The organism is Streptomyces sp. NPDC005435 (assembly GCF_040703155.1).
Lineage (GTDB): Bacteria > Actinomycetota > Actinomycetes > Streptomycetales > Streptomycetaceae > Streptomyces.
The window spans coordinates 85,204-110,402 of the sequence record NZ_JBEXEQ010000013.1 but is presented as its reverse complement, the minus strand read 5'-3'; the positions used below and the strand labels follow the sequence as shown (position 1 = coordinate 110,402).

General features: G+C 71.0%; 24 protein-coding genes. 9 read left to right on the top strand and 15 right to left on the bottom strand.

Features of this window, described 5'->3' with window-relative positions; genetic code table 11:
* Nucleotides 1-7 precede the first annotated feature (7 nt).
* The 12 genes from AB0898_RS18425 to AB0898_RS18370 all read right to left on the bottom strand — a co-directional run bounded on the left by AB0898_RS18425 (nt 8) and on the right by AB0898_RS18370 (nt 11,483).
* Nucleotides 8-2,137 (bottom strand): MMPL family transporter, encoded by a 2,130-nt coding sequence (locus AB0898_RS18425; RefSeq protein WP_366803970.1) that lies wholly within the window; start codon nt 2,135-2,137, stop codon nt 8-10.
* Nucleotides 2,138-2,154: 17 nt separating this feature from the next.
* Nucleotides 2,155-3,102: an RNA polymerase sigma factor SigJ gene (gene sigJ, locus AB0898_RS18420; protein ID WP_366803969.1), complete on the bottom strand. Its 948-nt coding sequence runs from the start codon at nt 3,100-3,102 to the stop codon at nt 2,155-2,157.
* A gap of 140 nt (nt 3,103-3,242) precedes the next feature.
* The gene (locus AB0898_RS18415; RefSeq protein ID WP_366803968.1) at nt 3,243-3,710 is read right to left on the bottom strand and encodes an N-acetyltransferase; all 468 of its coding nucleotides are present in this window, start codon (nt 3,708-3,710) and stop codon (nt 3,243-3,245) included.
* Between the two features lie 121 nt (nt 3,711-3,831).
* Entirely contained in the window at nt 3,832-4,818 is a 987-nt protein-coding gene (dapD, locus tag AB0898_RS18410) for a 2,3,4,5-tetrahydropyridine-2,6-dicarboxylate N-succinyltransferase (RefSeq protein WP_366803967.1), read from the bottom strand.
* A gap of 112 nt (nt 4,819-4,930) precedes the next feature.
* The gene (locus AB0898_RS18405; protein WP_161182276.1) at nt 4,931-5,263 is read right to left on the bottom strand and encodes a metal-sulfur cluster assembly factor; all 333 of its coding nucleotides are present in this window, start codon (nt 5,261-5,263) and stop codon (nt 4,931-4,933) included.
* Nucleotides 5,260-5,727, bottom strand: coding sequence for a Fe-S cluster assembly sulfur transfer protein SufU (sufU, locus tag AB0898_RS18400; protein WP_199586545.1), 468 nt, complete (start codon nt 5,725-5,727; stop codon nt 5,260-5,262). Before sufU ends, AB0898_RS18405 begins: the two co-directional genes overlap by 4 nt.
* Before the next feature lie 16 nt (nt 5,728-5,743).
* On the bottom strand, nt 5,744-7,000 hold the full coding sequence (locus AB0898_RS18395; RefSeq protein WP_366803966.1) for a cysteine desulfurase: 1,257 nt from the start codon (nt 6,998-7,000) through the stop codon (nt 5,744-5,746).
* A complete protein-coding gene (gene sufC / locus AB0898_RS18390) occupies nt 6,997-7,761 on the bottom strand; it encodes a Fe-S cluster assembly ATPase SufC (RefSeq protein WP_018545776.1) in 765 nt (254 codons plus the stop codon). Before sufC ends, AB0898_RS18395 begins: the two co-directional genes overlap by 4 nt.
* Nucleotides 7,762-7,768: 7 nt before the next feature.
* Nucleotides 7,769-8,095 carry a non-heme iron oxygenase ferredoxin subunit gene (locus AB0898_RS18385; protein WP_018545775.1) on the bottom strand — a complete coding sequence of 109 codons (327 nt, stop codon included), beginning with the start codon at nt 8,093-8,095 and terminating at the stop codon, nt 7,769-7,771.
* Nucleotides 8,092-9,276: a Fe-S cluster assembly protein SufD gene (sufD, locus tag AB0898_RS18380; protein WP_366803965.1), complete on the bottom strand. Its 1,185-nt coding sequence runs from the start codon at nt 9,274-9,276 to the stop codon at nt 8,092-8,094. The genes AB0898_RS18385 and sufD overlap by 4 nt, the downstream gene beginning before the upstream one ends.
* A gap of 54 nt (nt 9,277-9,330) precedes the next feature.
* Nucleotides 9,331-10,752, bottom strand: coding sequence for a Fe-S cluster assembly protein SufB (sufB, locus tag AB0898_RS18375; RefSeq protein ID WP_161182271.1), 1,422 nt, complete (start codon nt 10,750-10,752; stop codon nt 9,331-9,333).
* The gene (locus AB0898_RS18370) at nt 10,749-11,483 is read right to left on the bottom strand and encodes an ArsR family transcriptional regulator (protein ID WP_366803964.1); all 735 of its coding nucleotides are present in this window, start codon (nt 11,481-11,483) and stop codon (nt 10,749-10,751) included. The genes sufB and AB0898_RS18370 overlap by 4 nt, the downstream gene beginning before the upstream one ends.
* A 183-nt stretch (nt 11,484-11,666) precedes the next feature.
* On the opposite strand from AB0898_RS18370, the gene AB0898_RS18365 reads away from it, so the two are divergent.
* The 4 genes from AB0898_RS18365 to AB0898_RS18350 all read left to right on the top strand — a co-directional run bounded on the left by AB0898_RS18365 (nt 11,667) and on the right by AB0898_RS18350 (nt 15,381).
* Complete coding sequence (locus AB0898_RS18365; protein ID WP_366803963.1) at nt 11,667-12,479, top strand: AAC(3) family N-acetyltransferase; 813 nt, start codon at nt 11,667-11,669, stop codon at nt 12,477-12,479.
* 31 nt (nt 12,480-12,510) lie between these two features.
* Nucleotides 12,511-13,488, top strand: coding sequence for an ABC transporter ATP-binding protein (locus AB0898_RS18360; protein ID WP_366803962.1), 978 nt, complete (start codon nt 12,511-12,513; stop codon nt 13,486-13,488).
* 83 nt (nt 13,489-13,571) lie between these two features.
* On the top strand, nt 13,572-14,288 hold the full coding sequence (locus tag AB0898_RS18355) for an ABC transporter permease (RefSeq protein WP_407078365.1): 717 nt from the start codon (nt 13,572-13,574) through the stop codon (nt 14,286-14,288).
* An 82-nt stretch (nt 14,289-14,370) separates the two neighbouring features.
* The gene (locus tag AB0898_RS18350) at nt 14,371-15,381 is read left to right on the top strand and encodes a COX15/CtaA family protein (RefSeq protein WP_366804088.1); all 1,011 of its coding nucleotides are present in this window, start codon (nt 14,371-14,373) and stop codon (nt 15,379-15,381) included.
* Nucleotides 15,382-15,417: 36 nt separating this feature from the next.
* On the opposite strand, the gene AB0898_RS18345 is transcribed toward AB0898_RS18350, so the two are convergent.
* The 3 genes from AB0898_RS18345 to AB0898_RS18335 form a co-directional block, all read right to left on the bottom strand.
* Nucleotides 15,418-16,515 carry an amidohydrolase family protein gene (locus AB0898_RS18345; RefSeq protein WP_366803960.1) on the bottom strand — a complete coding sequence of 366 codons (1,098 nt, stop codon included), beginning with the start codon at nt 16,513-16,515 and terminating at the stop codon, nt 15,418-15,420.
* 156 nt (nt 16,516-16,671) lie between these two features.
* Complete coding sequence (locus AB0898_RS18340) at nt 16,672-16,986, bottom strand: hypothetical protein (protein WP_366803959.1); 315 nt, start codon at nt 16,984-16,986, stop codon at nt 16,672-16,674.
* A 93-nt stretch (nt 16,987-17,079) separates the two neighbouring features.
* Nucleotides 17,080-18,033 carry a heme o synthase gene (locus AB0898_RS18335; protein ID WP_366804087.1) on the bottom strand — a complete coding sequence of 318 codons (954 nt, stop codon included), beginning with the start codon at nt 18,031-18,033 and terminating at the stop codon, nt 17,080-17,082.
* Nucleotides 18,034-18,398: 365 nt separating this feature from the next.
* Between AB0898_RS18335 and tkt the strand changes: the two genes are divergently transcribed.
* Genes tkt through pgl form a run of 5 tightly spaced genes read left to right on the top strand, consistent with a single transcriptional unit; the run spans nt 18,399 to nt 25,121 of the window.
* A complete protein-coding gene (tkt, locus tag AB0898_RS18330; RefSeq protein WP_366803958.1) occupies nt 18,399-20,486 on the top strand; it encodes a transketolase in 2,088 nt (695 codons plus the stop codon).
* A 34-nt stretch (nt 20,487-20,520) separates the two neighbouring features.
* On the top strand, nt 20,521-21,639 hold the full coding sequence (gene tal / locus AB0898_RS18325; RefSeq protein ID WP_366803956.1) for a transaldolase: 1,119 nt from the start codon (nt 20,521-20,523) through the stop codon (nt 21,637-21,639).
* 1 nt (nt 21,640) lies between these two features.
* Complete coding sequence (gene zwf, locus AB0898_RS18320) at nt 21,641-23,179, top strand: glucose-6-phosphate dehydrogenase (RefSeq protein WP_366803955.1); 1,539 nt, start codon at nt 21,641-21,643, stop codon at nt 23,177-23,179.
* Nucleotides 23,176-24,342, top strand: coding sequence for a glucose-6-phosphate dehydrogenase assembly protein OpcA (gene opcA / locus AB0898_RS18315; RefSeq protein ID WP_366803954.1), 1,167 nt, complete (start codon nt 23,176-23,178; stop codon nt 24,340-24,342). The genes zwf and opcA overlap by 4 nt, the downstream gene beginning before the upstream one ends.
* Nucleotides 24,339-25,121, top strand: a complete 783-nt coding sequence (gene pgl, locus AB0898_RS18310) for a 6-phosphogluconolactonase (RefSeq protein ID WP_366803953.1) — start codon at nt 24,339-24,341, stop codon at nt 25,119-25,121. Before opcA ends, pgl begins: the two co-directional genes overlap by 4 nt.
* Nucleotides 25,122-25,199 lie beyond the last annotated feature (78 nt).

Here is a 25,199-nt window from a genome sequence, read left to right as displayed (position 1 = left end):
TTGACCCTCACACGCCCCCGAGGGCGGGTTCGCGGTCGGGCTCGCCCTCGGGGACGCCGGGCTCGTCGCGCCGCCGGAACAGCGCGCCGGGCCACCACATCCACCGGCCGACGTCCAGGGTCAGCGCGGTCACCAGCACCGAGCGGACGATCACGGTGTCCAGGAGTACGCCGAAGGCCACCGCGAACCCGAGTTCGGCGGCGAACACCAGCGGCAGCGAGGCCATCGCGGCGAAGGTGCCGGCCAGCACCAGGCCGGCCGAGGTGATCACGCTCCCGGTGGCGGACAGCCCGGTCAGCGCGGCCCGCCGGGTGCCGTGCCGCTGCGCCTCCTCGCGTACCCGGGTGACCAGGAAGATGTTGTAGTCGATCCCCAGGGCGACCAGGAACACGAACGTCAGGAGCGGGAAGGAGGCGTCCGCGCCGGCGAAGTGGAAGACGCGGCCGAAGACCAGGGCGCTCACCCCGAGGGCCGCGCCGAACGACAGCACCACGGTCGCCATGAGCAGCAGCGGCGCGACCACCGCCCGCAGCAGCAGGGCGAGGACGAGCAGCACCGCGATCAGTACGACGGGGATGACGACCCGGTCGTCGCGGTCGGCGGCGTCCCGTACGTCGAGCACGATGGCCGTGTTGCCGCCGACCTGGGCGTTCGCGCCCTCGATCCGGTGGACGGCGGCCCTGGCGCGCTCGACGGTGCGCAGCGCGGCCGGGCCGCTGGGGTCGTCCGCCAGCTCCCCGAGCAGGAGGGCGTCGCCGCCCCGGACGACCGGCGCCGCGACGCCGGTGATCCCGGGGACGCCGGACAGCGCCGTGCGCACCCGCTCCGCCGAGGCCGCCGAGGTCACGACCTGGACGGGGTCGCCCGAACCGGCCGGGAAGTGCCGGGCTCTGATCTCCTCGCCGACGGCCATCTGCGGCTTGCCGGTGAACTGGGCCGTGTCGGCGAGACCGTCGGCCTTCAGCCCGAGCACCCCGAACGCCAGGGCGCCGAGGGCGAGGGCGGTACCGATCCACACGGTTCGCGGCCGGCGGGCGACGGCGGCGCCGACGCGGGCCCAGACACCGCCATCATCTCCCGCCTCCGCCGCCCCCGGTGCCGCCGCCACGTACGACGGCCTGACCGGCCAGAAGACCCACCGTCCGCAGATCACCAGCAGCGCCGGCATCAGCGTGACCATGGCGAGCAGTCCGACGAGGATGCCGACGGCGCAGGCGGGCCCGAGCCCCTTGGTGGAGTTGAGGGTGGCCAGCATCAGCAGCGTCAGGCTCACCGCGACGGTCGCGGCGCTGGCGATCAGCGCGGGTCCGGAGCGGCGCAGCGCCTCGGCCATCGCCTCGTGCCGGTCCTCGTGGCGCCGGAGTTCCTCCCGGTAGCGGGAGATGAGCAGGAGCGCGTAGTCGGTGGCGGCGCCGAAGACGAGGACGGTCAGGATGAAGCCGGTCTGGCTGTTGACGGTGAGCCCGGCGTGCCTGGCCAGCAGGTAGATCAGCGCTTCCGAGGTGGCCAGGGCGCCGCCCACGGTCAGCAGGGGCAGCAGGGGGAGCACCGGGCTGCGGTAGGTGAGCAGCAGGATCGCGACCACCACCAGGGCGGTGACCGTCGTCAGGTCGCCGCCTCCGCCGAAGGCGCCGATGGAGTCGGACGCGTAGCCCACGGGTCCGGTGATGTGGAGTCCGAGGCCGTTCGCGTCCCTCTCGCCGACGCGGCGCAGTTCACCGGCGACCTCGGCGAGCCCGTTCCATCCGGTCCGGTCCTTGCGGACCTGGACCACGGTCTGGATGGCCTTGCCGTCCCGTGCCTCCACCGGACCCTGCGCGGGTCCGGCGACGCGGTCGAGGCCCTGGAAGGCCCGGGCGTCGGCGCGGGCCTTGGCGAGGTCGGCGGGGGTGACGCCGCCGGGCCGGTCGTAGACGATGATCGCGGGCAGGGTGTCGGCGGGCAGGAACGCCCCCGCGCGCTCGACGACCTGCGTCGACTCCGCGTTGCCGGGCAGCCAGGCGGAGTTGTCGTTCTGCTCGACGTCCCCGAGCCGGCCCGCCAGCAGCAGGGCCGGGACCAGCAGGACCGCCCAGAGGGCGACGACGACCCACTTGCCCACCCGTCCCGCGGGCCATGAGGCCATGGTTCGCAGCATGTGGAATCCCTCCGGGTTCAGCCGACGTGGGAGAGCTTGTCGGGGTTGGAGACGGCGTAGATGCCGCGGACCCGGCCGCCGTCCGGGGTGAGGTCGAGGACGAGCACGGCGTAGGGGGTGTCGCCGACGAGGAGCAGCGCGGAGGGGTCGCCGTTGACGCTGCGGTAGGCGATGTCCAGTCCGTTGCCGGAGGCGGGGCCGAGGGCGGCGAGCAGCCGGGCGACCTTGTCGCGTCCCTGGAGCGGCTGGAGTCCTCCGGCCGCCTTGCCGCCGCCGTCGCCCCACAGCGTCACGTCGGGCGCCAGGATCTCCAGGAGGGCTTCCAGGTCGCCGCCGAGCGTGGCGGCCAGGAACCGTTCGGTCACCTGCTGCCGTACGCGCGGCGCGGCCTCGTAGCGGGGGCGCCGGGCATGGACGTGCTCGCGGGCGCGGTGGGCCAGTTGGCGGATCGCGGCGGGGGTGCGGCCGAGCATCTCGGCGATCTCGGTGTGGGCGTACCCGAACACCTCGTGCAGGACGAACACCCCCCGCTCCAGCGGGGTGAGCGTCTCCAGGACGACCAGCAGCGCCATCGACACGGACTCGGCGCGTACGGCCGCGTCGGCGGCGTCGGCTGCTTCCGGGGCGTCCGCCGAGAGGGGGCCGACGAGGGGTTCGGGCAGCCAGGGGCCGACGTACGTCTCGCGGCGGCGGGTGACGGTGGCCCGGTGGGCGAGGGCCGCGTTCATGGCGATGCGCACCAGGTACGCCCGCGGGTTTTCGATCGGCTCCGCGCCCGGCGCCCGGTTCCTGGCCGTCCACGACAGCCAGGTCTCCTGCAGCACGTCCTCGGTGTCGGCGACGCTCGCGAGCATGTTGTAGACGAGGGAGAACAGCAGCTCCCGGTGCTCGTCGAACGCCTGCGTCACGGCGTCCGCCGGCTCCCGCGCGGGTGCCTCCGGCGAGCTGGGCGGGGTCTCGGACATCGAACAGCCTCTCGTCGCGGACTCTTTCCGCACCCGAGAGAAATCGAGCCCGCCGAGGTGTGACACGGATCTTACGAAATGTGACCCAAGTCACTTACTTCTATGCCGACTTGAGCCGCGCGCCACTCACCGCACACCGCTCAGCGCGGGTCGTACAGCACGCGCCCGAACGGCCACGCGCGGGCCAGCCAGCCGCTGACGGTGCGGTACAGCTCGGCATCGAGCGCGGCCCGCGCCGCGGTGACCCACGAACGGACCTGGACGGCACCCGGCTCGGCGCGGGAGGGATAGATGTACACACAGCCGACGACCTCACCCCCCGGCACCGCCAGCACGGTGTAGGTGAACCCGGTCCGCCGCTCGAAGTCCCGCGCGTGCGCCCGCAGATCGGCGAGGTTCCCCTCCAGCGACATCCCCTCCGCCGGCGGCCACGCGCGGCCCGCGAAGCCGGGAGTGGCCCGGATGTGCTCCATGCTGGAGGTCCACGCCGCATGGTCGGCCACGTTGTGCTCCGGCCCGAGCGGCTCCAGCCGGAACCGCTCCGTCACGGGCGGGTCGGGAACGACGAACTCGGGTGCGACAAGAGGCTCTTCGGACGACGAGGTCATGTTCGGAGGCTAACTCGCCCGGCTCCGGGGCTCATTGCCTTTTCCCGGAACGCCGAACGCCCTCCCCCGGCCGTCCTGGTCCGGGAAAGGGCGCTCGAAGCGTCGCGAGAGCCGCCGTACGTCAGTTGTGGCTGTGCAGAACCTCGTTCAGGCCGCCCCACACCGCGTTGTTCGGGCGGGCCTCCACCGTGCCCGTCACCGAGTTGCGGCGGAACAGGATGTTCGAGGCGCCGGAGAGGTCGCGGGCCTTGACGATCTGGCCGTCGGGGAGGGTGACGCGGGTGCCGGCGGTGACGTAGAGGCCGGCCTCGACCACGCACTCGTCGCCCAGCGCGATGCCGACGCCCGCCTCGGCGCCGACCAGGCAGCGCTCGCCGATGGTGATGCGGACGTTGCCGCCGCCGGAGAGGGTGCCCATGGTGGAGGCGCCGCCGCCGATGTCGGAGCCGTCGCCGACGACGACACCGGCAGAGATGCGGCCCTCGACCATGGAGGTGCCGAGCGTGCCCGCGTTGAAGTTGACGAAGCCCTCGTGCATGACCGTGGTGCCCTCGGCGAGGTGCGCGCCGAGGCGGACCCGGTCGGCGTCGGCGATGCGCACGCCCTTGGGGGCCACGTAGTCCGTCATGCGCGGGAACTTGTCGATCGAGGTGACCTGGAGGTGCAGGCCCTCGGCGCGGGCGTTCAGCCGCACCGTCTCGATGTCGTCCACGGCGACCGGGCCGAGCGAGGTCCAGGCGACGTTGGCGAGGTGGCCGAAGATGCCGTCCAGGTTCACGCCGTGCGGCTTGACCAGGCGGTGGGAGAGCAGGTGCAGGCGCAGATAGGCGTCGTGCGCGTCCACCGGCTTCTCGTCCAGCGAGCCGATGACCGTACGCACCGCGACCACGTCCACACCGCGTCGGGCGTCCGGGCCGAGCGCGGAGACGACCTTGTCGCCGAGGAGCTCGGCGGCCCCGTCGGCCGACAGCCGCTCGGTGCCGGAGGGACCCGGCTCCGCGACCAGCTCGGGGGCCGGGAACCAGGTGTCGAGAACGGTGCCGTCGGCGGCGATGGTGGCGAGACCGGCGGCGACGGCGCCGGTGGTGAGGGAAGCGGTGTCGGTCATGCGGAAAACCTAACGTGGGGACGGGGCGCGTACGCACCCGCGCGGCGGGTGTGCCGAGGCGGCGGCACCCGAAGGCGCCGCCGCCTCGTTCAGGAGAAGGACCGAGGAGACCTCAGACGTTGAACCCGAGGGCCCGCAGCTGCTCGCGGCCCTCGTCGGTGATCTTGTCCGGGCCCCACGGCGGCATCCAGACCCAGTTGATGCGCAGCTCGTTGACCAGGCCGTCCGTGGCGGACTTGGCCTGCTCCTCGATGACGTCCGTGAGCGGGCAGGCCGCGGAGGTCAGGGTCATGTCCAGCGTCGCGACGTTGGAGTCGTCGATGTGGATGCCGTAGATCAGGCCGAGGTTGACGACGTCGATGCCCAGCTCGGGGTCGACGACGTCGTACAGGGCCTCGCGGAGTTCTTCCTCCGAGGCCGGCTTCATCTCAGCGGTGTCGGTCATGCCGTCTTCCTTTCGGCTTCGGCGCCACCCAGCGCCTGGGCCGTCGCGTCCTTCCACGCCATCCAGCTCAGGAGGGCGCACTTGACGCGGGCCGGGTACTTGGAGACACCGGCGAACGCGACCGCGTCCTCCAGCACCTCCTCCATCGCGTCGTCGGGCTCGATCCGGCCCTTGGACTGCATCAGCTCCAGGAAGGTCTCCTGGATCTTCTGCGCCTCGGGCAGGTCCTTGCCCACCAGCAGTTCGTTGAGCACGGAGGCGGAGGCCTGGCTGATGGAACAGCCCTGGCCCTCGTACGACACGTCGGCGATCCGGCTGCCGTCGTACTTCACCCGGAGGGTGATCTCGTCGCCGCAGGTCGGGTTCACATGGTGCACCTCGGCGTCGCCGTCCCTGAGGCCACGCCCGTGCGGATTCTTGTAGTGGTCCAGGATGACTTCCTGGTACATGGAGTCCAGCTTCATGCGATCGCTCGTCCCGTCAGCCGAAGAAGTTCCGTACGTGCTCCAGCCCCTCGACCAGTGCGTCGATCTCGGCGGGCGTGGAGTACAGGTAGAACGACGCCCGGGTGGTCGCCGGAATTCCGTACCGCAGGCAGACCGGCCGCGCGCAGTGGTGGCCGACGCGCACGGCGATGCCCTGCTCGTCGAGGACCTGGCCCACGTCGTGCGGGTGGATGTCGCCCAGCGTGAAGGAGATCGCCGCGCCGCGGTCCTCGGCGGTGGAGGGACCGATGATGCGCAGGTCCGGGACCTCGCCGAGGCGCTTCACCGCGTACTCGGTGAGGGCGTGCTCGTGGGCGAGGATCTTGTCCATGCCGATCGAGTTCAGGTAGTCGATCGCGGCACCGAGACCGACCGCCTGGGCGATCGGCGGGGTGCCCGCCTCGAACTTGTGCGGCGCCGGGGCGTACGTCGAGGAGTGCATCGAGACGGTCTCGATCATCTCGCCGCCGCCGAGGAACGGGGGCAGGTCCTCCAGGAGTTCCTGGCGGCCCCAGAGCACGCCGATGCCGGTCGGACCGCACATCTTGTGGCCGGTGAAGGCCACGAAGTCGGCGCCGAGCGCCTGTACGTCCAGCGGCATGTGCGGCGCGGCCTGCGAGGCGTCGATGCAGACCAGCGCACCGACCTCCTGCGCGCGGCGCACGATCGCCTCGACCGGGTTGACCGTGCCCAGGATGTTGGAGACCAGCACGAAGGAGACGATCTTCGTCTTCTCGGTGATGATCTCGTCGATGTTGGACAGGTCGAGCCGGCCGTCGTCGGTGAGGCCGAACCACTTCAGCTTCGCGCCGGTGCGCTGCGCGAGCAGCTGCCACGGCACGATGTTGGAGTGGTGCTCCATCTCCGTGATGACGATCTCGGTCTCGTGGTCCACCCGGTAGGGCTCGTCGGCCCAGCCGAGCATGTTGGCCACGAGGTTGAGGGACTCGGAGGCGTTCTTGGTGAAGATCACCTCGTCGCGGCTGGGCGCGTTGACGAACGACGCGACCTTGTCCCGCGCGCCCTCGTACAGCGCCGTGGCCTCCTCGGCGAGCACGTGCACGCCGCGGTGGACGTTGGCGTTGTACCGCTCGTAGTACTCGCTCAAGGCGTCCAGCACCTGGCGCGGCTTCTGCGAGGTCGCCGCGTTGTCCAGGTATACGAGCTTCTTCCCGTCGTGGACCTGGCGGTCCAGGATGGGGAAGTCCTTGCGGATCGCCTCTGTGTCGAGGAGGCCCGGCAGCTGAGTCACGCGGTTACGCCACCCTTCGTGTAAGCCTCGTAGCCCTCGTTCTCCAGCTTGTCGGCGAGCTCCGGACCGCCGGACTCGACGATGCGGCCGCCGGCGAAGACGTGGACGAAGTCGGGCTTGATGTACCGCAGGATGCGCGTGTAGTGCGTGATCAGCAGGGTGCCGGTCTCGCCGGTCTCGCGGACGCGGTTGACGCCCTCGGAGACGATGCGCAGCGCGTCCACGTCGAGACCGGAGTCGGTCTCGTCGAGGATCGCGATGTGCGGCTTGAGCAGTTCGAGCTGGAGGATCTCGTGGCGCTTCTTCTCACCGCCGGAGAAGCCCTCGTTGACGTTGCGCTCGGCGAAGGAGGGGTCCATGTGGAGGCGCTCCATGGTCTCCTTGACCTCCTTCACCCAGGTGCGCAGCTTGGGGGCCTCGCCGCGGATGGCGGTGGCGGAGGTGCGCAGGAAGTTGGAGACGGAGACGCCGGGGACCTCGACCGGGTACTGCATGGCGAGGAAGAGGCCGGCGCGGGCGCGCTCGTCGACGGACATCTCCAGGACGTCCTCGCCGTCGAGGGTGACGGTGCCGCCGGTGATCGTGTACTTCGGGTGACCCGCGAGCGAGTAGGCGAGGGTCGACTTGCCGGAGCCGTTGGGGCCCATGATGGCGTGCGTCTCGCCCTGCTTCACGGTGAGGTCGACGCCCTTGAGGATCTCCTTCGTGGCGTTGTCGGCCTCGACGGTGACGTGCAGGTCTCGGATTTCAAGCGTTGCCATGGATGCCTCAGGACTCCTGGGAGAGGGAGACGAGCACGTCGTCCCCTTCGATCTTTACGGGGTAAACGGGGACGGGGCGCGTCGCGGGCGGGCCGGACGGCTTGCCGGTGCGGAGGTCGAAGCAGGAGCCGTGCAGCCAGCACTCGATCTGGCCGTCCTCCACCTCGCCCTCCGAGAGGGAGACGTTCGCGTGCGAGCAGATGTCGTAGATCGCGTACACCTCGCCCTCGGTCTTCACGACCGAGACCGGCGTGCCGTCGAGCTCCACCCGCTTGGGGGTGTCCTCCGACAGCTCGCTCAGCCCACAGGCGCGTACGAAGCTGCTGGTGGTCATGCGACCGACGCCTCCAGCTCCTCCTCGATCTTGGCGAGCAGGCGCTCCTCGATGTCGGTGACACCGATCTGCTGGACCAGTTCGGCGAAGAAGCCGCGGACCACGAGACGGCGGGCGTCCTGCTCCGGGATGCCGCGGGCCATCAGGTAGAAGAGCTGCTCGTCGTCGAAGCGGCCGGTGGCGGAGGCGTGACCGGCGCCGACGATCTCGCCCGTCTCGATCTCCAGGTTCGGCACCGAGTCGACGCGCGAGCCGTCGGTGAGGACGAGGTTGCGGTTCATCTCGTAGGTGTCCGTGCCCTCGGCCTTGGCCTCGATGAGCACGTCACCGATCCACACCGCGTGCGCGTTGTCGCCCTGGAGCGCGCCCTTGTAGACGACGTTGGACTTGCAGTGCGGGGTGTTGTGGGTGACCAGGAGGCGGTGCTCCTGGTGCTGGCCCGCGTCGGTGAAGTACAGGCCGAACAGCTCGGCCTCGCCGCCGGGGCCGGTGTACTCGACGCGCGGGTGCAGCCGGACCACGTCGCCGCCGAAGGTGACGACGACCGACTTGAAGGAGGCGTCGCGGCCGATCAGCGCGTTGTGCTGGGAGACGTGCACGGCCTTGTCGTCCCAGTCCTGCACGGAGACGACGGTCAGCTTGGCGCCGTCACCGAGGACGAAGTCCACGTTGGCGGCGAGCACCGCGTCACCGGTGTGGTCGATGACCACGACGGCCTCGGCGAAGGCACCCAGCTCGATCACCTGGTGGCCGAAGGCGGTGCCGCCCTCGCCGTGCACCGCGATGCGGATCGGCTCGGTGAGGACGGTGTCCTTCGCGACGGTGACGACCGACGCCTGCTCGAAGGCGGAGTACGCCTGGGCGGCGACGCGGTCCACCGGGGTGCCCGCCTTGCCGAGCCGGGCGTCGTCGCGGCCGACGGTCTCCACCGTGACGCCCTCGGGCGCCTCGACGGCGACCTTCACGCCCTCGCCGGTGGCGACGGCGGTGCCGTCGTGCAGACCGCGCAGGCGCTCCAGCGGGGTGAACCGCCACTCCTCCTCGCGGCCGTGCGGGACGGGGAAGTCCGCCACGTCGAAGGAGGGGGGCGCGCTCATGCGCGAGACGACGGTCGACTCCGCGGCGACCGCGATCGAGCCCGCGGTGGTGGAACCCACGGGGATGTTCTGGGGCTCAGCCATGGCTGTCGTAATGCTCTCTTTCCTGAGTTGGGGCGGCTGCCGGGCGGGGCGGTCTTAACCGACCGCGCCCTCCATCTGCAGCTCGATCAGCCGGTTGAGCTCCAGCGCGTACTCCATCGGCAGCTCCTTGGCGATGGGCTCGACGAAGCCGCGCACGATCATCGCCATCGCCTCGAACTCGGAGAGACCGCGGCTCATCAGGTAGAAGAGCTGGTCCTCGGAGACCTTGGAGACGGTGGCCTCGTGGCCCATGGACACGTCGTCCTCGCGGACGTCCACGTAGGGGTAGGTGTCCGAGCGGGAGATGGTGTCGACCAGCAGCGCGTCGCACAGCACGTTGGACTTGGAGCCGGCCGCGCCCTCGCCGATCTCGATGAGACCGCGGTAGGAGGTACGGCCGCCGCCGCGCGCCACCGACTTGGAGACGATGTTGGACGACGTGTTCGGCGCCATGTGCACCATCTTGGCGCCCGCGTCCTGGTGCTGGCCCTCGCCCGCGAAGGCGATGGAGAGGGTCTCGCCCTTGGCGTGCTCGCCCATCAGGTAGACGGCCGGGTACTTCATCGTCACCTTGGAGCCGATGTTGCCGTCGATCCACTCCATGGTCGCGCCCTCGTACGCCACGGCGCGCTTGGTGACCAGGTTGTAGACGTTGTTCGACCAGTTCTGGATGGTCGTGTAGCGGCAGCGGGCGTTCTTCTTGACGATGATCTCGACGACGGCGCTGTGCAGCGAGTCCGACTTGTAGATCGGGGCCGTACAGCCCTCGACGTAGTGCACGTAGGCACCCTCGTCGACGATGATCAGGGTCCGCTCGAACTGGCCCATGTTCTCCGTGTTGATACGGAAGTAGGCCTGGAGCGGGATCTCCACGTGGACGCCCGGCGGGACGTAGATGAAGGAGCCGCCCGACCACACGGCGGTGTTCAGCGACGCGAACTTGTTGTCGCCGACCGGGATGACCGTGCCGAAGTACTCCTTGAAGAGCTCGGGGTGCTCCTTCAGGGCGGTGTCGGTGTCCAGGAAGATGACACCCTGCTCCTCCAGGTCCTCGCGGATCTGGTGGTAGACGACCTCCGACTCGTACTGCGCGGCGACACCGGCGACGAGGCGCTGCTTCTCCGCCTCGGGGATGCCGAGCTTGTCGTAGGTGTTCTTGATGTCCTCGGGCAGGTCCTCCCAGGACTCCGCCTGCTTCTCCGTGGAGCGCACGAAGTACTTGATGTTGTCGAAGTCGATGCCCGAGAGGTCCGAGCCCCAGTTGGGCATGGGCTTCTTCTCGAACAGCTTCAGGCCCTTGAGCCGCAGCTTCGTCATCCACTCCGGCTCGGACTTCTTGTCCGAGATGTCACGGACGACGGCCTCGTTCAGGCCACGCTTCGCTGCGGCACCGGCCACGTCGGAGTCGGCCCAGCCGTATTCGTACTTGCCCAGACCCTCGAGTTCGGGGTGGGCAGTCTCCGTGGGGAGAGTCATGCGGGGTTCCTCCCGGCCGTGCTTGCAGGTGCGTCGGTGATGGTCTTGGGGATGAACGTCGTGCAGACGCCGTCGCCGTGCGCGATGGTCGCCAGCCGCTGGACGTGGGTTCCCAGCAGCTCGGCGAAGAACTCCGTCTCCGCCTCGCACAGCTGGGGGAAGCGTTCGGCGACGTGGGCGACCGGGCAGTGGTGCTGACAGAGCTGCTCGCCGACCGGTGCGCTGCGCGCTGTAGCAGCGTACCCGTCCGCGGTCAAGGCCTTGGCCAGCGCTTCGGCGCGATGCTCGGGGGCGACACCCTCGACGGCCTTGCGGTAGCCGTCCGCCTGGGCGGCGATCCGGGCGCGGGCGAAGGCGGCGACCGCCTCGTCCCCGCCCTCGCGCTCGGCGATCCAGCGCAGGGCGTCCACGGCGAGCTGGTCGTAGGACTGGTCGAAGGCGTCCCGGCCACAGGGGGTCAGGGCGAACACCTTGGCGGGACGGCCGCGCGTACGGGCGCCGTACACCCGCTGCTCGCGTGCCTCCACGACGTCGTCGGCGGCCAGCGCGTCGAGGTGCCGGCGGACGGCGGCCTGGGTCAGCCCCAGCCGGCCCGCCAGTTCGGCGACGGTGGACGGGCCGTGATCCAGGATGGACCGCGCGACCCGGTTGCGCGTCGAACGCTCACCGGTCGCTAGCTCCTCCTGCGGGGTACCCACCGGGGTCTCCCGAGCCTCGCCGACGTTTTTCACAACGCCATTGTTGCGTAATTCTTTGGAGCCTGACAAGCCGGGCCCCGCCGGACGAACGGTGCCCTGCGTCACTTAGGCATACCTAATCTGACCTGCGGAAACGATCTCCGGATCATCATCGCCGACCCCCCTCACCAGGCAAAAGCGGTGGCCCCGGCCGGCCCCGGCGGGCACACTCCGGCCATGCCGAAACCCCTCCCGAACGGCCCGCTGATCACCCGCGAAACGATCTCCGCCCGACTGCGCGAACTGGGTGTCGCGGCCGGCGAGACCCTCCTCGTCCACTCCTCGCTGAGTTCCCTCGGCTGGGTGAACGGCGGCGCCGTCACCGTCGTCCAGGGCCTCCTCGACGCCCTCGGCCCGGCGGGCACCCTGACCGTCCCGGCCCACTCCGCCGACCTCTCCGACCCCGCCCTGTGGCGCGATCCCCCGGTGCCTGAGGAGTGGTGGGAGCGCATCCGGGCCACCATGCCCGGCTACGACCCCCGGACCACCCCCTCGCGCGGGGTCGGCGTGATCCCGGAGACCGTGCGCACCTGGCCCGGCGCCCTGCGCAGCACCCACCCGCACACCTCCTTCGCCGCCCTCGGCCCCCGCGCCGCCGAGATCACCGGGGGCCACGCCCCCGACTGCCGGCTCGGCGAGCGCAGCCCGCTGGCCCGGCTGGAGAAGCTGGGCGCGCGGGTGCTGCTGCTCGGCGCCGGGTACAACTCCTGCACCGCCTTCCACCTGGCCGAATACCGCGTGCCCGCCCCGCTGGTCCCGGTGGGGCGGCCCGGCCCCGGAGGCTGGGAGACGGTGACCGAGGTGTCGATCACCGCGGACCGGTTCGACGAGCTGGGTCACGACTTCGAGCGGGACCGGCCGGTCGTACGGGGACGCGTCGGCGCCGCCGAGGCCCGGCTGTTCCCGCTGGCGGACGCCGTGTCGTACGCCGAGCGCTGGCTCCCGGTGCACCGGCCCCGGGAGGAGGAGTTCCCGGACCCCCGCGCCTGAGTGTCCGCGCGGCTCCCTAGACTCTGGGGTCATGCGAAGTGAGCCCGCCCGCCCGTCTCCCGACCACCACCCCTCAAGGAGACGCTTCGCGTCACACCCGCTCATCCAGGTCCAGGCCTTGGTGAAGCGGTACGGACAGAAGACCGCGGTGGACGGCCTCGACCTGGAGGCGCGGGCGGGCGTGACCGCCGTACTCGGCCCCAACGGCGCCGGCAAGACGACCACCGTCGAGACCTGCGAGGGGTATCTGAAGCCGGACTCCGGCACGGTACGCGTCCTGGGGCTCGACCCCGTGCGGCAGTCCGCCGAGCTGCGGCCCCGGATCGGGGTGATGCTCCAGTCCGGCGGCGTCTACTCCGGCGCCCGCGCCGACGAGATGCTGCGCCATGTCGCCAGGCTGCACGCCCACCCGCTGGACGTGGACGCGCTGATCGAACGGCTCGGCCTCGGCTCCTGCGGCCGCACCGGCTACCGGCGGCTCTCCGGCGGCCAGCAGCAGCGGCTCGCGCTCGCCATGGCCGTCGTCGGCCGCCCCGAGCTGGTGTTCCTGGACGAGCCCACCGCCGGACTCGACCCGCAGGCCCGCCGCGCCACCTGGGACCTGGTGCGCGACCTGCGCGCCGACGGCGTCTCGGTCATCCTCACCACCCACCACATGGACGAGGCCGAACAGCTCGCCGACGACGTCGCGATCATCGACGGCGGCCGGGTCATCGCCCAGGGCTCCCCCGAGGAGCTGTGCCGCGGCGGCGCCGAGAACACCCTGCGCTTCACCGGCCGCCCCGGACTCGACCTCGTCGCGCTGCTCAAGGCCCTCCCGGCCGACTGCACGGCCGCCGAGCTGACCCCGGGCACCTACCGGGTGACCGGCAAGATAGACCCCCAGCTGCTCGCAACCGTCACCTCGTGGTGCGCGCAGCACGGCGTGATGCCGGACCGGATCTCGGTCGAGCGGCACACGCTGGAAGACGTATTCCTGGAGCTGACCGGCAAGGAGCTGCGCTCGTGACCACTCCCTCCGGTACGGCCGCCCCGGGCACGACCTCCTCGGGCACCTACGCCCCGAAGCCCGGCGCCGCACCGCTCCCCCGCATGATCGCCGCGCAGGCCGCGCTGGAGACGCGGATGCTGCTGCGCAACGGCGAACAGCTGCTGCTCACCGTGATCATCCCGACCCTGCTGCTCGTGCTCTTCAGCTCGGTCGACATCGTGGACACCGGCTCCGGCAAGGCCGTGGACTTCCTGGCCCCGGGCATCCTGGCGCTGGCCGTCATGTCCACGGCGTTCACCGGCCAGGCCATCGCGACCGGCTTCGAGCGCCGCTACGGCGTCCTGAAGCGGCTCGCCGCCTCGCCGCTGCCCCGCTGGGCCCTGATGACCGCGAAGACCGCGTCCGTGCTGGTCACCGAGGTGCTCCAGGTGATCCTGCTGACCGTCATCGCCCTCGCGCTCGGCTGGTCCCCGCACGGCGACCCGGCCGCCGTCCTGCTGCTGCTGGTCCTCGGCACGGCCGCCTTCTCCGGGCTCGGCCTGCTGATGGCGGGCACGCTCAAGGCGGAGGCCACGCTCGCCGCCGCCAACCTGGTCTTCCTGCTGCTGCTCGTCGGCGGCGGGGTGATCGTGCCGCTGGAGAAGTTCGGTTCCGCCGGACAGCACGTGCTCGGCCTGCTGCCGATCTCCGCGCTCTCCGACGGCCTGCGGGACGTGCTCCAGCACGGCGCCGGGATGCCCTGGGGCGATCTGGGCATCCTCGCGGTGTGGGCGGTCGTGGGGCTCGCCGCGGCGGGGAAGTTCTTCCGCTGGGAGTAGTGGGAGCGGCCACACGGCGCTGACCTGGGGAAACCGGACTAGCGCAGACCCTAGTGAAAGCGTGCACAAGCGGGCATCTACTATTACGCGCGTGCCCAAGCTGACCCCCGCCGACACCGCAGCGGCCCTGCGCAACCCGCTCGCCTTCATCGCCGAGCGCTGGACCCCGGACCCCCGTACGGTCCGCCGGGCCGCGCTCGCCGCACTCGTGATGGCGGTGGTCATCGTGGTCACCGGCGGCGCGGTGCGGCTGACCAGCTCGGGCCTCGGCTGCCCGACCTGGCCCACCTGCACCGCCGACTCGCTGACCACGACCCGCGCGATGGGCTTCCACGGCGCGATCGAGTTCGGCAACCGGATGCTGACGTACGTGCTGTGCGCCGCCATCGGCTGGGCGATCATCGCCGCGCGTGCGGCCACGCCCTGGCGGCGGAGCCTGACCCGGCTGGGCTGGGCCCAGTTCTGGGTGGTCATGGGCAACGCGGTGCTCGGCGGCATCGTCGTCCTCGTCGGTCTGAACCCGTACACCGTCGCCGCGCACTTCCTGCTCACCACCGCGCTGATCACCGTCGCGACCGTGATGTGGCAGCGCACCCGGGAGGGCGACGGCGCGCCGCGTCCGCTGGTCGGCGGGGCGGTACGGCAGCTGGTGTGGTCCCTGGTCGTCGCGTCCGGGCTGCTGATCGCGGTCGGCACGATCGTGACCGGCGCGGGTCCGCACGCGGGCGACTCCAGCGAGGTCGCGCGCATCCCGCTCGACTGGGAGATGATCGCCAAGCTGCACGCGGTGCTCGCCTGGATCGTGGTGACGCTGACCTTCGCGCTGTGGTTCGTCCTGAAGGCGGTCGACGCCCCGAAGGGCCCGCTGCACCGGACCCGCGAGCTCTTCATCGTGCTCCTCGCACAGGGCGTCATCGGCTACGTCCAGTACTTCACGCACCTGCCCGAAGGCCTGGTCGCCCTGCACATGCTGGGCTCCTCGGTGATGTGGATCTGGGTGCTGCGCGTGCTGCTCTCGCTGCGGGAGCGCCCGGCGGACGCGGTGTCGGTGCCCGGCCCCTCGGCCGAGGTCACGGTCGGCACCTCCGCCTGACGCGGGACCGGCTCACTCCAGTCCGTACAGACCGGCTCACTCCAGCCCGTACACCCTGAGCGCGTTCTCCGCCGCCACCATGCGGGCCACCCGGCGCGCGTCCGTCAGGGACCAGGCGCCGTCGGTGACCCAGGTGCCGAGGACGCGGTTCAGGGACTCGCGGAAGAGCTGGGCGGCGACGACGTGCAGCTCCGGCAGGGAACGCGCCCCGCTGGAGAAGAGGATCTTGCCGAAGGGCGCCAGCTCCAGGATCTCCGCGAGCACGGTGGCCGCGCGGGCGCCGGTACGGACGAGCGCGGCGCCGGAGTCGGCGTAGACGTGCGGGTGGGCGGCGGCCAGATGCGCCGCGTACCGGTGGTGCGGGTAGCCGTGCAGCAGGACCAGGTCCGTGCCGAGGCCGGCCGTGGCCCGTACGAAGCCGGTGAGCGGGCCGGGGTCGGCAGGGACGCCCGGTGCGCCGAGCCCCGCGTGCAGCTGGAGCGGCCGGCCCGAGGCGACGGCGGTCCACAGCAGCTGGCGCAGCAGCACCGGATCGCTCGGCGCCTCCCCCACCCGCCGCACCGCCAGCCAGCGCGAGGCCGCGCCCCGTACCTCACCGGGTCCGGGCGGCTCGGGCGAGAGGGCGGCACCGTCCGCGAGTCCGGCGCCGGTGGTGAAGGCGACGGCATGGGCCGCCGCGCCGTGCACCGACTCGGCCAGGTTGGCGAGGAAGGACCCGACGCTGCCCGAGGTGTCCGCGACCTGCGCGGCCAGCGGCTCGAGCCGGACGATCTCCCGCGCCTCGGCGGCTCCGGCGGCGGCCATCTCCTCGGGCCCGGTGAGGTCCCCGGGCAGGCCGGTGTCGACCAGATACGTCGTGATCCCGCTCCCGCGCAGCAGCCTGCGCCCCGCCTCCAGGACGCCCAGCTCCCGCCGCCGCGCCAGATACCGCGCGGGCGCGCAGTGCGGTTCGAGCCCGAGCAGCGGCGGACACCACCGCCGCACGGCGAACCCCGTCTGCGTGTCGAACAACGTGGTCCCCGCCGCGGGCGGCCCCTCCGTACGCCCGAGTTGGGCCTCGAACGTCCCGAGCCCCAACTCGGTCCGCAACACCCCGTGGCAGTACTGGTCCACGAGCGACGCCGTTTCGATCATCCCGAGCTCCCGTGAGGACGGTGCACTGCCTTAACTGTCCTAACGGCGCGAAGGAGACTCAGGTGGCGCTGCCCCACCTAAAGGGGCGCGGGGAACTGCGCGACAAGCCACAACGCACCCCGCGCCCTGCAACGCACAGAACCCCCCGAGCTGGATTCAGATCTGAATCCCAGCCATCCGCTTCCACTCGTACGCACTCGTACGCATGCTCGCCGCGAACTCCCCGTCGAACTCCTCGTGCACCGTGACCCCCGCCCTCTCCAGCGCCCGCAGCCCGATCTCCACGCTGGGGGCGACCAGGTTCCCCCACTCCCCGTCCTCGCCGACGAGGGCGATCCGGGCGCCCCGCTCGCCGATGTACGCCACGTTGCCCCCGGCCCCGCCGTGGGCCTTGGCGAAGGCGCCGATCTCGTGGGCGAGGCGCTTCACCTTGCGCTCGGTCTTCGCGTCAACCTGCTCCGTGTCTGCCATGGTCAGGATGCTACCGACGGGTAGACGCAACGGCGAAGGGAGGGGCGCGTGGCCTTGACCACGCGCCCCTCCCTTACGGAAGAAACAAACGGACTACCTGAGGAACGGGTCCACAGCGACCGCCACGAAGAGGATCGACACGTACGTGATCGACCAGTGGAACAGCCGCATCTCCTTGAGCTTGACGCCCGTCACCTCGGCCCTCGCCCGGTTCTGCAGCCCGTGCGCCTCCCACAGCCAGAAGCCGCCGGAGGCCAGCGCGACCGCCGTGTAGAACCAGCCGGTGTAGCCGAGCGGCTGGAGCAGCAGGGAGACGGCGACCATCACCCAGCTGTAGATCACGATCTGCCGGGCGACCACCTTGTTGGAGGCGATGACCGGAAGCATGGGCACGCCCACGCGCGCGTAGTCCTCCCTGACCTTCATGGAGAGCGGCCAGTAGTGCGGCGGCGTCCAGAAGAACATGACGAGGAAGAGGATGACCGGCGCCCACGACATGGAGTCCGTGACCGAGGACCAGCCGATCAGCACCGGCAGGCAGCCGGCGATGCCGCCCCACACGATGTTCTGCGACGTACGCCGTTTGAGGATCATCGTGTAGACGACGACGTAGAAGAGGAGCGCTCCGAGCGACAGCCAGGCGGACAGCCAGTTGACGGTGAATCCGAACAACAGGGTGGAGACGACCGCCAGGGTGATGCCGAAGGCGAGGCACTCGCGCGGGCTGACCATGCCGGTGACCAGCGGCCGCTGCGAGGTGCGGTCCATCAGGGCGTCGATGTCCCGGTCGATGTACATGTTCAGCGCGTTGGCGCCGCCCGCGGACAGATAGCCGCCCAGGCAGGTCAGCAGCACCAGCTTGAGGTCGGGCACACCCTGCTGGGCCAGGAACATGACCGGCACCGTGGTGATGAGCAGCAGCTCGATGATCCGCGGCTTGGTCAGCGCCACGAAGCCCTTGACCCGGGCGCCGAACGGCCGGTGGACCGGGCTGCGGCTCACACCGAGCGCACCAGCAGGACGGGATTCGACGGCCGTCACGCACACCCCTGACAGAGACATCCCAGCGGGCCACCCGTGTGAAACCGGTGTAAAGACCCGCGCGTACCACGCCACTTTAGACGTTGCCCATACCTCGCCTTTCGCCGGGGTCCGCTCGTGTTGGCACGGTGCCCGCCGGACCCCGTTTGAGCAGGACGGCGAGCCGCTCCGTATTGATGTGCCAAGCCGTCTTCCGGCCGGTCGGGAGGCGGATCGAGGCGAGTCCCGGCAGTCTGGAATGACTCGAAAAAACGCACGTCCTCACGGGGGTAGGCTCGACAACGGCCGGTGGACACGCTGTCCACCGGCGGCCGGACGGGCCCTGTCCCGACGACCGGCCGACAACATGTGGAGAGGAGCCCTGACCCAGGGTGAGCACCAAGCCGACCACCACAGACCTTGAGTGGACCGAGCTGGACCAGCGGGCCGTGGACACCGCCCGTGTCCTGGCCGCCGACGCCGTACAGAAGGTCGGCAACGGCCATCCCGGCACGGCGATGAGCCTGGCCCCCGCCGCCTACACCCTCTTCCAGAAGGTGATGCGGCACGACCCGGCCGACCCGGAGTGGGTGGGGCGCGACCGCTTCGTGCTGTCCGCCGGCCACTCGTCCCTGACCCTCTACACACAGCTCTACCTGGCCGGCTTCGGCCTGGAGCTGGACGACCTGAAGTCCTTCCGCACCTGGGGCTCGAAGACCCCGGGCCACCCGGAGTACGGACACACCAAGGGCGTCGAGACCACCACCGGCCCGCTGGGCCAGGGTGTGGCCAACGCGGTGGGCATGGCCATGGCCTCCCGCTTCGAGCGCGGCCTGTTCGACCCGGAGGCGCCGGAGGGCTCGTCCCCCTTCGACCACTACATCTACTGCATCGCCGGTGACGGCTGCCTCCAGGAGGGCATCTCCGCCGAGGCGTCCTCGCTCGCGGGCCACCAGAAGCTCGGCAACCTGATCCTGCTGTGGGACGACAACCACATCTCGATCGAGGGCGACACCGAGACGGCCGTGTCCGAGGACACGATGAAGCGGTACGAGGCGTACGGCTGGCACGTCCAGCGCGTGGAGCCCAAGCCCGACGGCGACCTGGACCCCGAGGCGATCTACGCGGCGATCGAGGCGGCCAAGGCCGTCACCGACCGCCCGTCCTTCATCGCGATGCGCTCGATCATCGCCTGGCCCGCCCCGAACGCCCAGGACACCGAGGCCGCGCACGGCTCGGCCCTCGGTGACGACGAGGTCGCGGCCACCAAGCGGGTCCTCGGCTTCGACGACAAGCAGACCTTCGCCGTCGCCGACGAGGTGCTCACCCACACGCGCGGCGCCCTGGAGCGCGGCCGCGAGGCCAAGGCCGAGTGGGAGAAGTCCTTCCAGGAGTGGCGGGACAACAACGCCGAGCGCGCCGCCGAGTTCGACCGCATCGCCGCGGGCGAGCTGCCGGCCGGCTGGGCGGAGAAGATCCCGGTCTTCGAGACCGGCAAGAGCATCGCCACCCGCGCCGCCTCCGGCAAGGTCCTCCAGGACCTCGGCGCGGTCGTGCCCGAGCTGTGGGGCGGCTCCGCCGACCTCGCGGGTTCGAACAACACGACCATCGACAAGGACAGCTCCTTCCTCCCGGCGGGCAACCCGCTGCCCGAGGCGGACCCGTACGGCCGGACGATCCACTTCGGCATCCGCGAGTTCGCGATGGCCGCCGAGATGAACGGCATCACCCTGCACGGGAACACCCGTGTCTACGGCGGTACGTTCCTCGTCTTCTCCGACTACATGCGCAACGCCGTGCGCCTGTCGGCCCTGATGCACCTGCCGGTGACGTACGTGTGGACGCACGACTCCATCGGTCTGGGCGAGGACGGCCCGACCCACCAGCCGGTCGAGCACCTGGCCGCGCTGCGCGCGATCCCCGGTCTGAACGTGGTCCGCCCGGCGGACGCCAACGAGACGGCGATCGCCTGGCGCGAGATCCAGCAGCGCTGGACGAAGGAGTTCGGCAAGGGCGCCCCGCACGGTCTGGTCCTCACCCGCCAGGGTGTGCCGGTCTACGAGCCCAACGACGACGCCGCCCGTGGCGGTTACGTCCTGCTGGAGGCCGAGGGCGGTGAGCCCCAGGTCATCCTGATCGCCACCGGTTCCGAGGTGCACGTGGCCGTCGAGGCGCGTGAGCAGCTCCAGGCCGAGGGCGTGCCGACCCGCGTCGTCTCGATGCCGTCGGTGGAGTGGTTCGAGGAGCAGGACCGGGGGTACCGGGAGTCCGTGCTGCCCCCGTCGGTCCGGGCCCGGGTCGCCGTGGAGGCCGGTATCGGTCTGACCTGGCACAAGTACGTGGGCGATGCCGGCCGCATCGTTTCCCTGGAGCACTTCGGCGCGTCCGCGGACGGCAAGGTCCTGTTCCGCGAGTACGGCTTCACTCCGGAGAACGTGGCCGCGAAGGCGCGGGAATCCCTCGCCGACGCCCAGCGCTGACGCCCGTAAACGACACGTAGGAGATGCAATTTCCATGACAGACGCACTCAAGCGCCTCTCCGAGGAAGGCGTCGCGATCTGGCTGGACGACCTGTCGCGCAAGCGGATCACGTCCGGCAATCTCGCCGAGCTGATCGACCAGCAGCACGTCGTGGGCGTCACCACCAACCCGACGATCTTCCAGAAGGCGATCTCCCAGGGCGACGGCTACGACCAGCAGCTCGCCGACCTCGCCGCCCGCGAGGTCACCGTGGAAGAGGCCATCCGCATGATCACGACGGCGGACGTCCGCGACGCCGCCGACATCCTGCGCCCGGTCTTCGACGCGACCGGCGGCCAGGACGGCCGGGTCTCCATCGAGGTCGACCCGCGCCTGGCGCACAACACCCGCGCGACCGTCGCCGAGGCCAAGCAGCTGGCCTGGCTGGTGGACCGGCCCAACGCGCTGATCAAGATCCCGGCCACCGAGGCGGGCCTGCCGGCCATCGCGGAGACGATCGGCAACGGCATCAGCGTCAACGTCACGCTGATCTTCTCCCTCGACCGGTACCGCAAGGTCATGGACGCGTACCTGACCGGCCTGGAGAAGGCCAAGGAGCGCGGCCTCGACCTGTCCCTGATCTACTCCGTGGCGTCCTTCTTCGTGTCCCGCGTGGACTCCGAGATCGACAAGCGGCTGGCGACGCTCGGCACCGACGAGGCCAAGGCGCTGCGCGGCAAGGCCGCCATCGCCAACGCGCGCCTCGCCTACCAGGCGTACGAGGAGGTCTTCTCGTCCGACCGCTGGAAGGCGCTGGAGAAGGCGGGCGCGAACAAGCAGCGTCCGCTGTGGGCGTCGACCGGTGTGAAGGACCCGGCCTACTCGGACACGATGTACGTCACCGAGCTGGTCGCGCCGAACACGGTCAACACCATGCCGGAGGCCACCCTTGAGGCCACCGAGGACCACGGGCAGATCACCGGCGACACGGTGTCGGGCACGTACGAGCAGGCCCGTGCCGACCTCGACGCGCTGGAGGCCCTGGGCATCTCGTACGACGACGTCGTCAAGGTCCTGGAGGACGAGGGCGTCGACAAGTTCGAGGCGTCCTGGAACGACCTGCTCAAGTCGACCGAGGCGGAGCTCAAGCGGCTCGCCCCTTCGGAGGGCTGATTTGTCACCCCTCAACGGTTCCGGAGCCAACCCGCTTCGTGATCCCGCAGACCGACGGCTCCCGCGCATCGCGGGGCCGTCGGGCCTGGTGATCTTCGGTGTCACCGGTGACCTGTCCCGCAAGAAGCTGATGCCGGCGGTCTACGACCTCGCCAACCGCGGTCTGCTGCCGCCGGGCTTCTCCCTGGTGGGCTTCGCCCGCCGCGACTGGGAGCACGAGGACTTCGCGCAGGTCGTGCACGACGCCGTGAAGGAACACGCCCGTACGCCGTTCCGCGAGGAGGTCTGGCAGCAGCTCCTCCAGGGGATGCGCTTCGTCCAGGGCACCTTCGACGACGACGAGGCCTTCGAGCGGCTGCGCGCGACCATCGACGAGCTGGACAAGGCGCAGGGCACGAGCGGCAACTTCGCCTTCTATCTGTCGGTGCCGCCGCGTGCGTTCCCGGTGGTCATCCAGCAGCTGAAGAAGCACGGCCTGGCCGACCAGTCGGGCGGCTCCTGGCGGCGCGCGGTCATCGAGAAGCCCTTCGGCCACGACCTGAAGTCGGCCGAGGAGCTGAACAAGGTCGTGCACGAGGTGTTCGAGCCGGACCAGGTGTTCCGGATCGACCACTACCTCGGCAAGGAGACCGTCCAGAACCTGCTGGCGCTGCGCTTCGCCAACACGATGTTCGAGCCGATCTGGAACCGGTCCTACGTGGACCACGTGCAGATCACCATGGCCGAGGACATCGGCATCGGCGGCCGCGCCGGGTACTACGACGGCATCGGCGCCGCCCGCGACGTCATCCAGAACCACCTCCTCCAGCTGCTCGCGCTCACCGCGATGGAGGAGCCGTCCTCCTTCGACGCGGACGCGCTCGCGGCGGAGAAGACCAAGGTGCTGGGCGCCGTACGGCTGCCGGACGAGCTGGGCCTGCACACGGTGCGCGGTCAGTACGCGGCCGGGTGGCAGGGCGGCCAGAAGGTCATCGGCTACCTCGAAGAGGACGGGATCAACCCCGAGTCGAAGACCGACACGTACGCGGCCGTGAAGCTGGAGATCGACAACCGCCGCTGGGCGGGTGTCCCCTTCTATCTGCGCACCGGCAAGCGGCTGGGCCGCCGGGTCACCGAGATCGCGGTCGTCTTCCAGCGCGCCCCGCACTCCCCGTTCGACCACACGGCGACCGAGGAGCTGGGCGAGAACGCGATCGTCATCCGCGTCCAGCCGGACGAGGGCATCACGGTCCGCTTCGGCTCCAAGGTGCCCGGCACCTCGATGGAGATCCGGGACGTCTCGATGGACTTCGCCTACGGCGAGTCCTTCACCGAGTCCAGCCCCGAGGCGTACGAGCGGCTGATCCTCGACGTGCTGCTCGGCGACGCCAACCTCTTCCCGCGCACGGAGGAGGTCGAGCTGTCCTGGGAGATCCTCGACCCGGTCGAGGAGTACTGGGACACCCACGGCAAGCCGGCGCAGTACAAGTCGGGTACGTGGGGTCCGGCCGAGGCGGACGAGATGCTCGCACGAGACGGACGGAGCTGGCGCCGGCCATGAAGATAGATCTGACCGGAACCACCGCCGGAGACATCAACAAGGCGCTGGTGGAGGGCCGCCGGGCGATCGGCACCCCCGCCGTCGGCATGGTGCTCACCCTCGTCATCGTCACCGACGAGGAGAACGCCTACGACGCGCTGCGCGCCGCGAACGACGCCTCGCGCGAGCACCCCTCGCGCACCCTGGTCGTCATCAAGCGGCACGCGCGCACCCTGCGCGACCGCACCTCCTCCCGGCTCGACGCCGAGGTCAGGGTGGGCGCGGACGCGGGCACCGGGGAGACCGTGGTGGTGCGGCTGCACGGCGAGGTCTCCGACCACGCCGACTCGGTCGTGCTGCCGCTGCTGCTGCCCGACGCCCCCGTGGTCGTCTGGTGGCCGGTGGCCGCGCCGCTGGACCCGGCCAAGGACCCGCTGGGCGCGCTCGCGCAGCGCCGGGTCACCGACACCTACGCCGCCGAGCAGCCGGTGCGGGAACTGGCCGCGCGTGCCGAGACCTACGCTCCCGGTGACACCGACCTCGCCTGGACCCGGATCACGCCGTGGCGCTCGATGCTGGCGGCGGCCCTGGACCAGGTGAGCTGCGAGGTCACCGGTGTCGAGGTGGAGGGCGAGGAGTTCAACCCGAGCTGCGAGCTGCTCGCGATGTGGCTGGCGGACCGGCTCGCGGTGCCCGTGAAGCGGACGCTGTCGGCGGGCCCGGGGCTCACCGCCGTGCGCATGGACACCACGTGCGGGCCGATCGTGCTCGACCGGGCGGACGGTTCGCTGGCCACCCTGTCCATCTCGGGCCAGCCGGCCCGCGCGGTCGCGCTCAAGCGGCGGGACACCGCCGAGCTGATCGCGGAGGAGCTGCGCCGGCTCGACCCGGACGACACCTACGCGGCGGCGCTGCGCTACGGCGTGGAGCGGCTGGCGAAGGCGGAGGACGCGGTGACGGCGCTGGCGTCGGTGGCCGAGGACGTCGCGGCGGAGGAGGCGGCGGCCGAGCGGGCCGTGGCCGAGAACGCGGTGGCCGAGGAGGCTGCGGCGGAGGACGCGGTGGCGGAGGTCGTGGCCGAGGAGGCCGCCGTCGGGAGGGCTTCCGAGTCGTCCGACGGTCAGGCGGGTGCGGCGGACAAGCCGACCCCCAACTCCCTCGCGAGGAAGGCGGCGTCGAAGTGAGCACTCCGCAGCTGGTCGTGCATCGCGACAAGGAACTGATGGCCGAGGCCGCCGCGGCCCGTCTGATCACGAAAATCGTGGACGCGCAGGCTTCGCGCGGTCACGCCTCCGTGGTCCTCACGGGCGGCCGCAACGGCAACGGTCTGCTGGCCGCGCTGGCCTCCGCGCCCGCGCGGGACGCCGTCGACTGGAGCCGCCTGGATCTGTGGTGGGGCGACGAGCGCTACCTCCCCGAGGGCGACCCGGACCGCAACTACACGCAGGCCCGCGAGGCCCTGCTCGACGCCGTACCGCTGGACCCGGCGCGGGTGCACCCGATGCCCGCGTCCGACGGTCCGTACGGCGCGGACGTGGACGCGGCGGCCGAGGCGTACGCGGCGGAGCTCGCCAAGGCGGCGGGGCCCGAGGACCACGCCGAGGTGCCGGAGTTCGACGTGCTGCTGCTCGGCGTCGGCCCGGACACCCATGTGGCCTCCCTGTTCCCGGAGTTTCCGGCCGTACGGGAGACCGAGCGCACGGTGGTGGGCGTGCACGGCGCGCCCAAGCCGCCGCCGACCCGCGTCTCGCTGACGCTGCCCGCGATCCGCGCGGCGCGTGAGGTGTGGCTGCTCGCGGCGGGCGAGGACAAGGCCGAGGCGGTGGCCATCGCGCTGTCCGGCGCGGGCGAGATCCAGGCCCCGGCGGCCGGTGCCCAGGGCCGGGCGCGGACGCTGTGGCTGCTGGACTCGGCGGCGGCGAAGGACCTGCCGAGGTCGCTGTACCCTCCGGCCTCTCCGTGAGCTGAACCGCCAAGGGGCGGCGGGAACTTCACGTTCCCGCCGCCCCTTTCGCGTGCCCGGCGTCAGATCCGCGCGCCC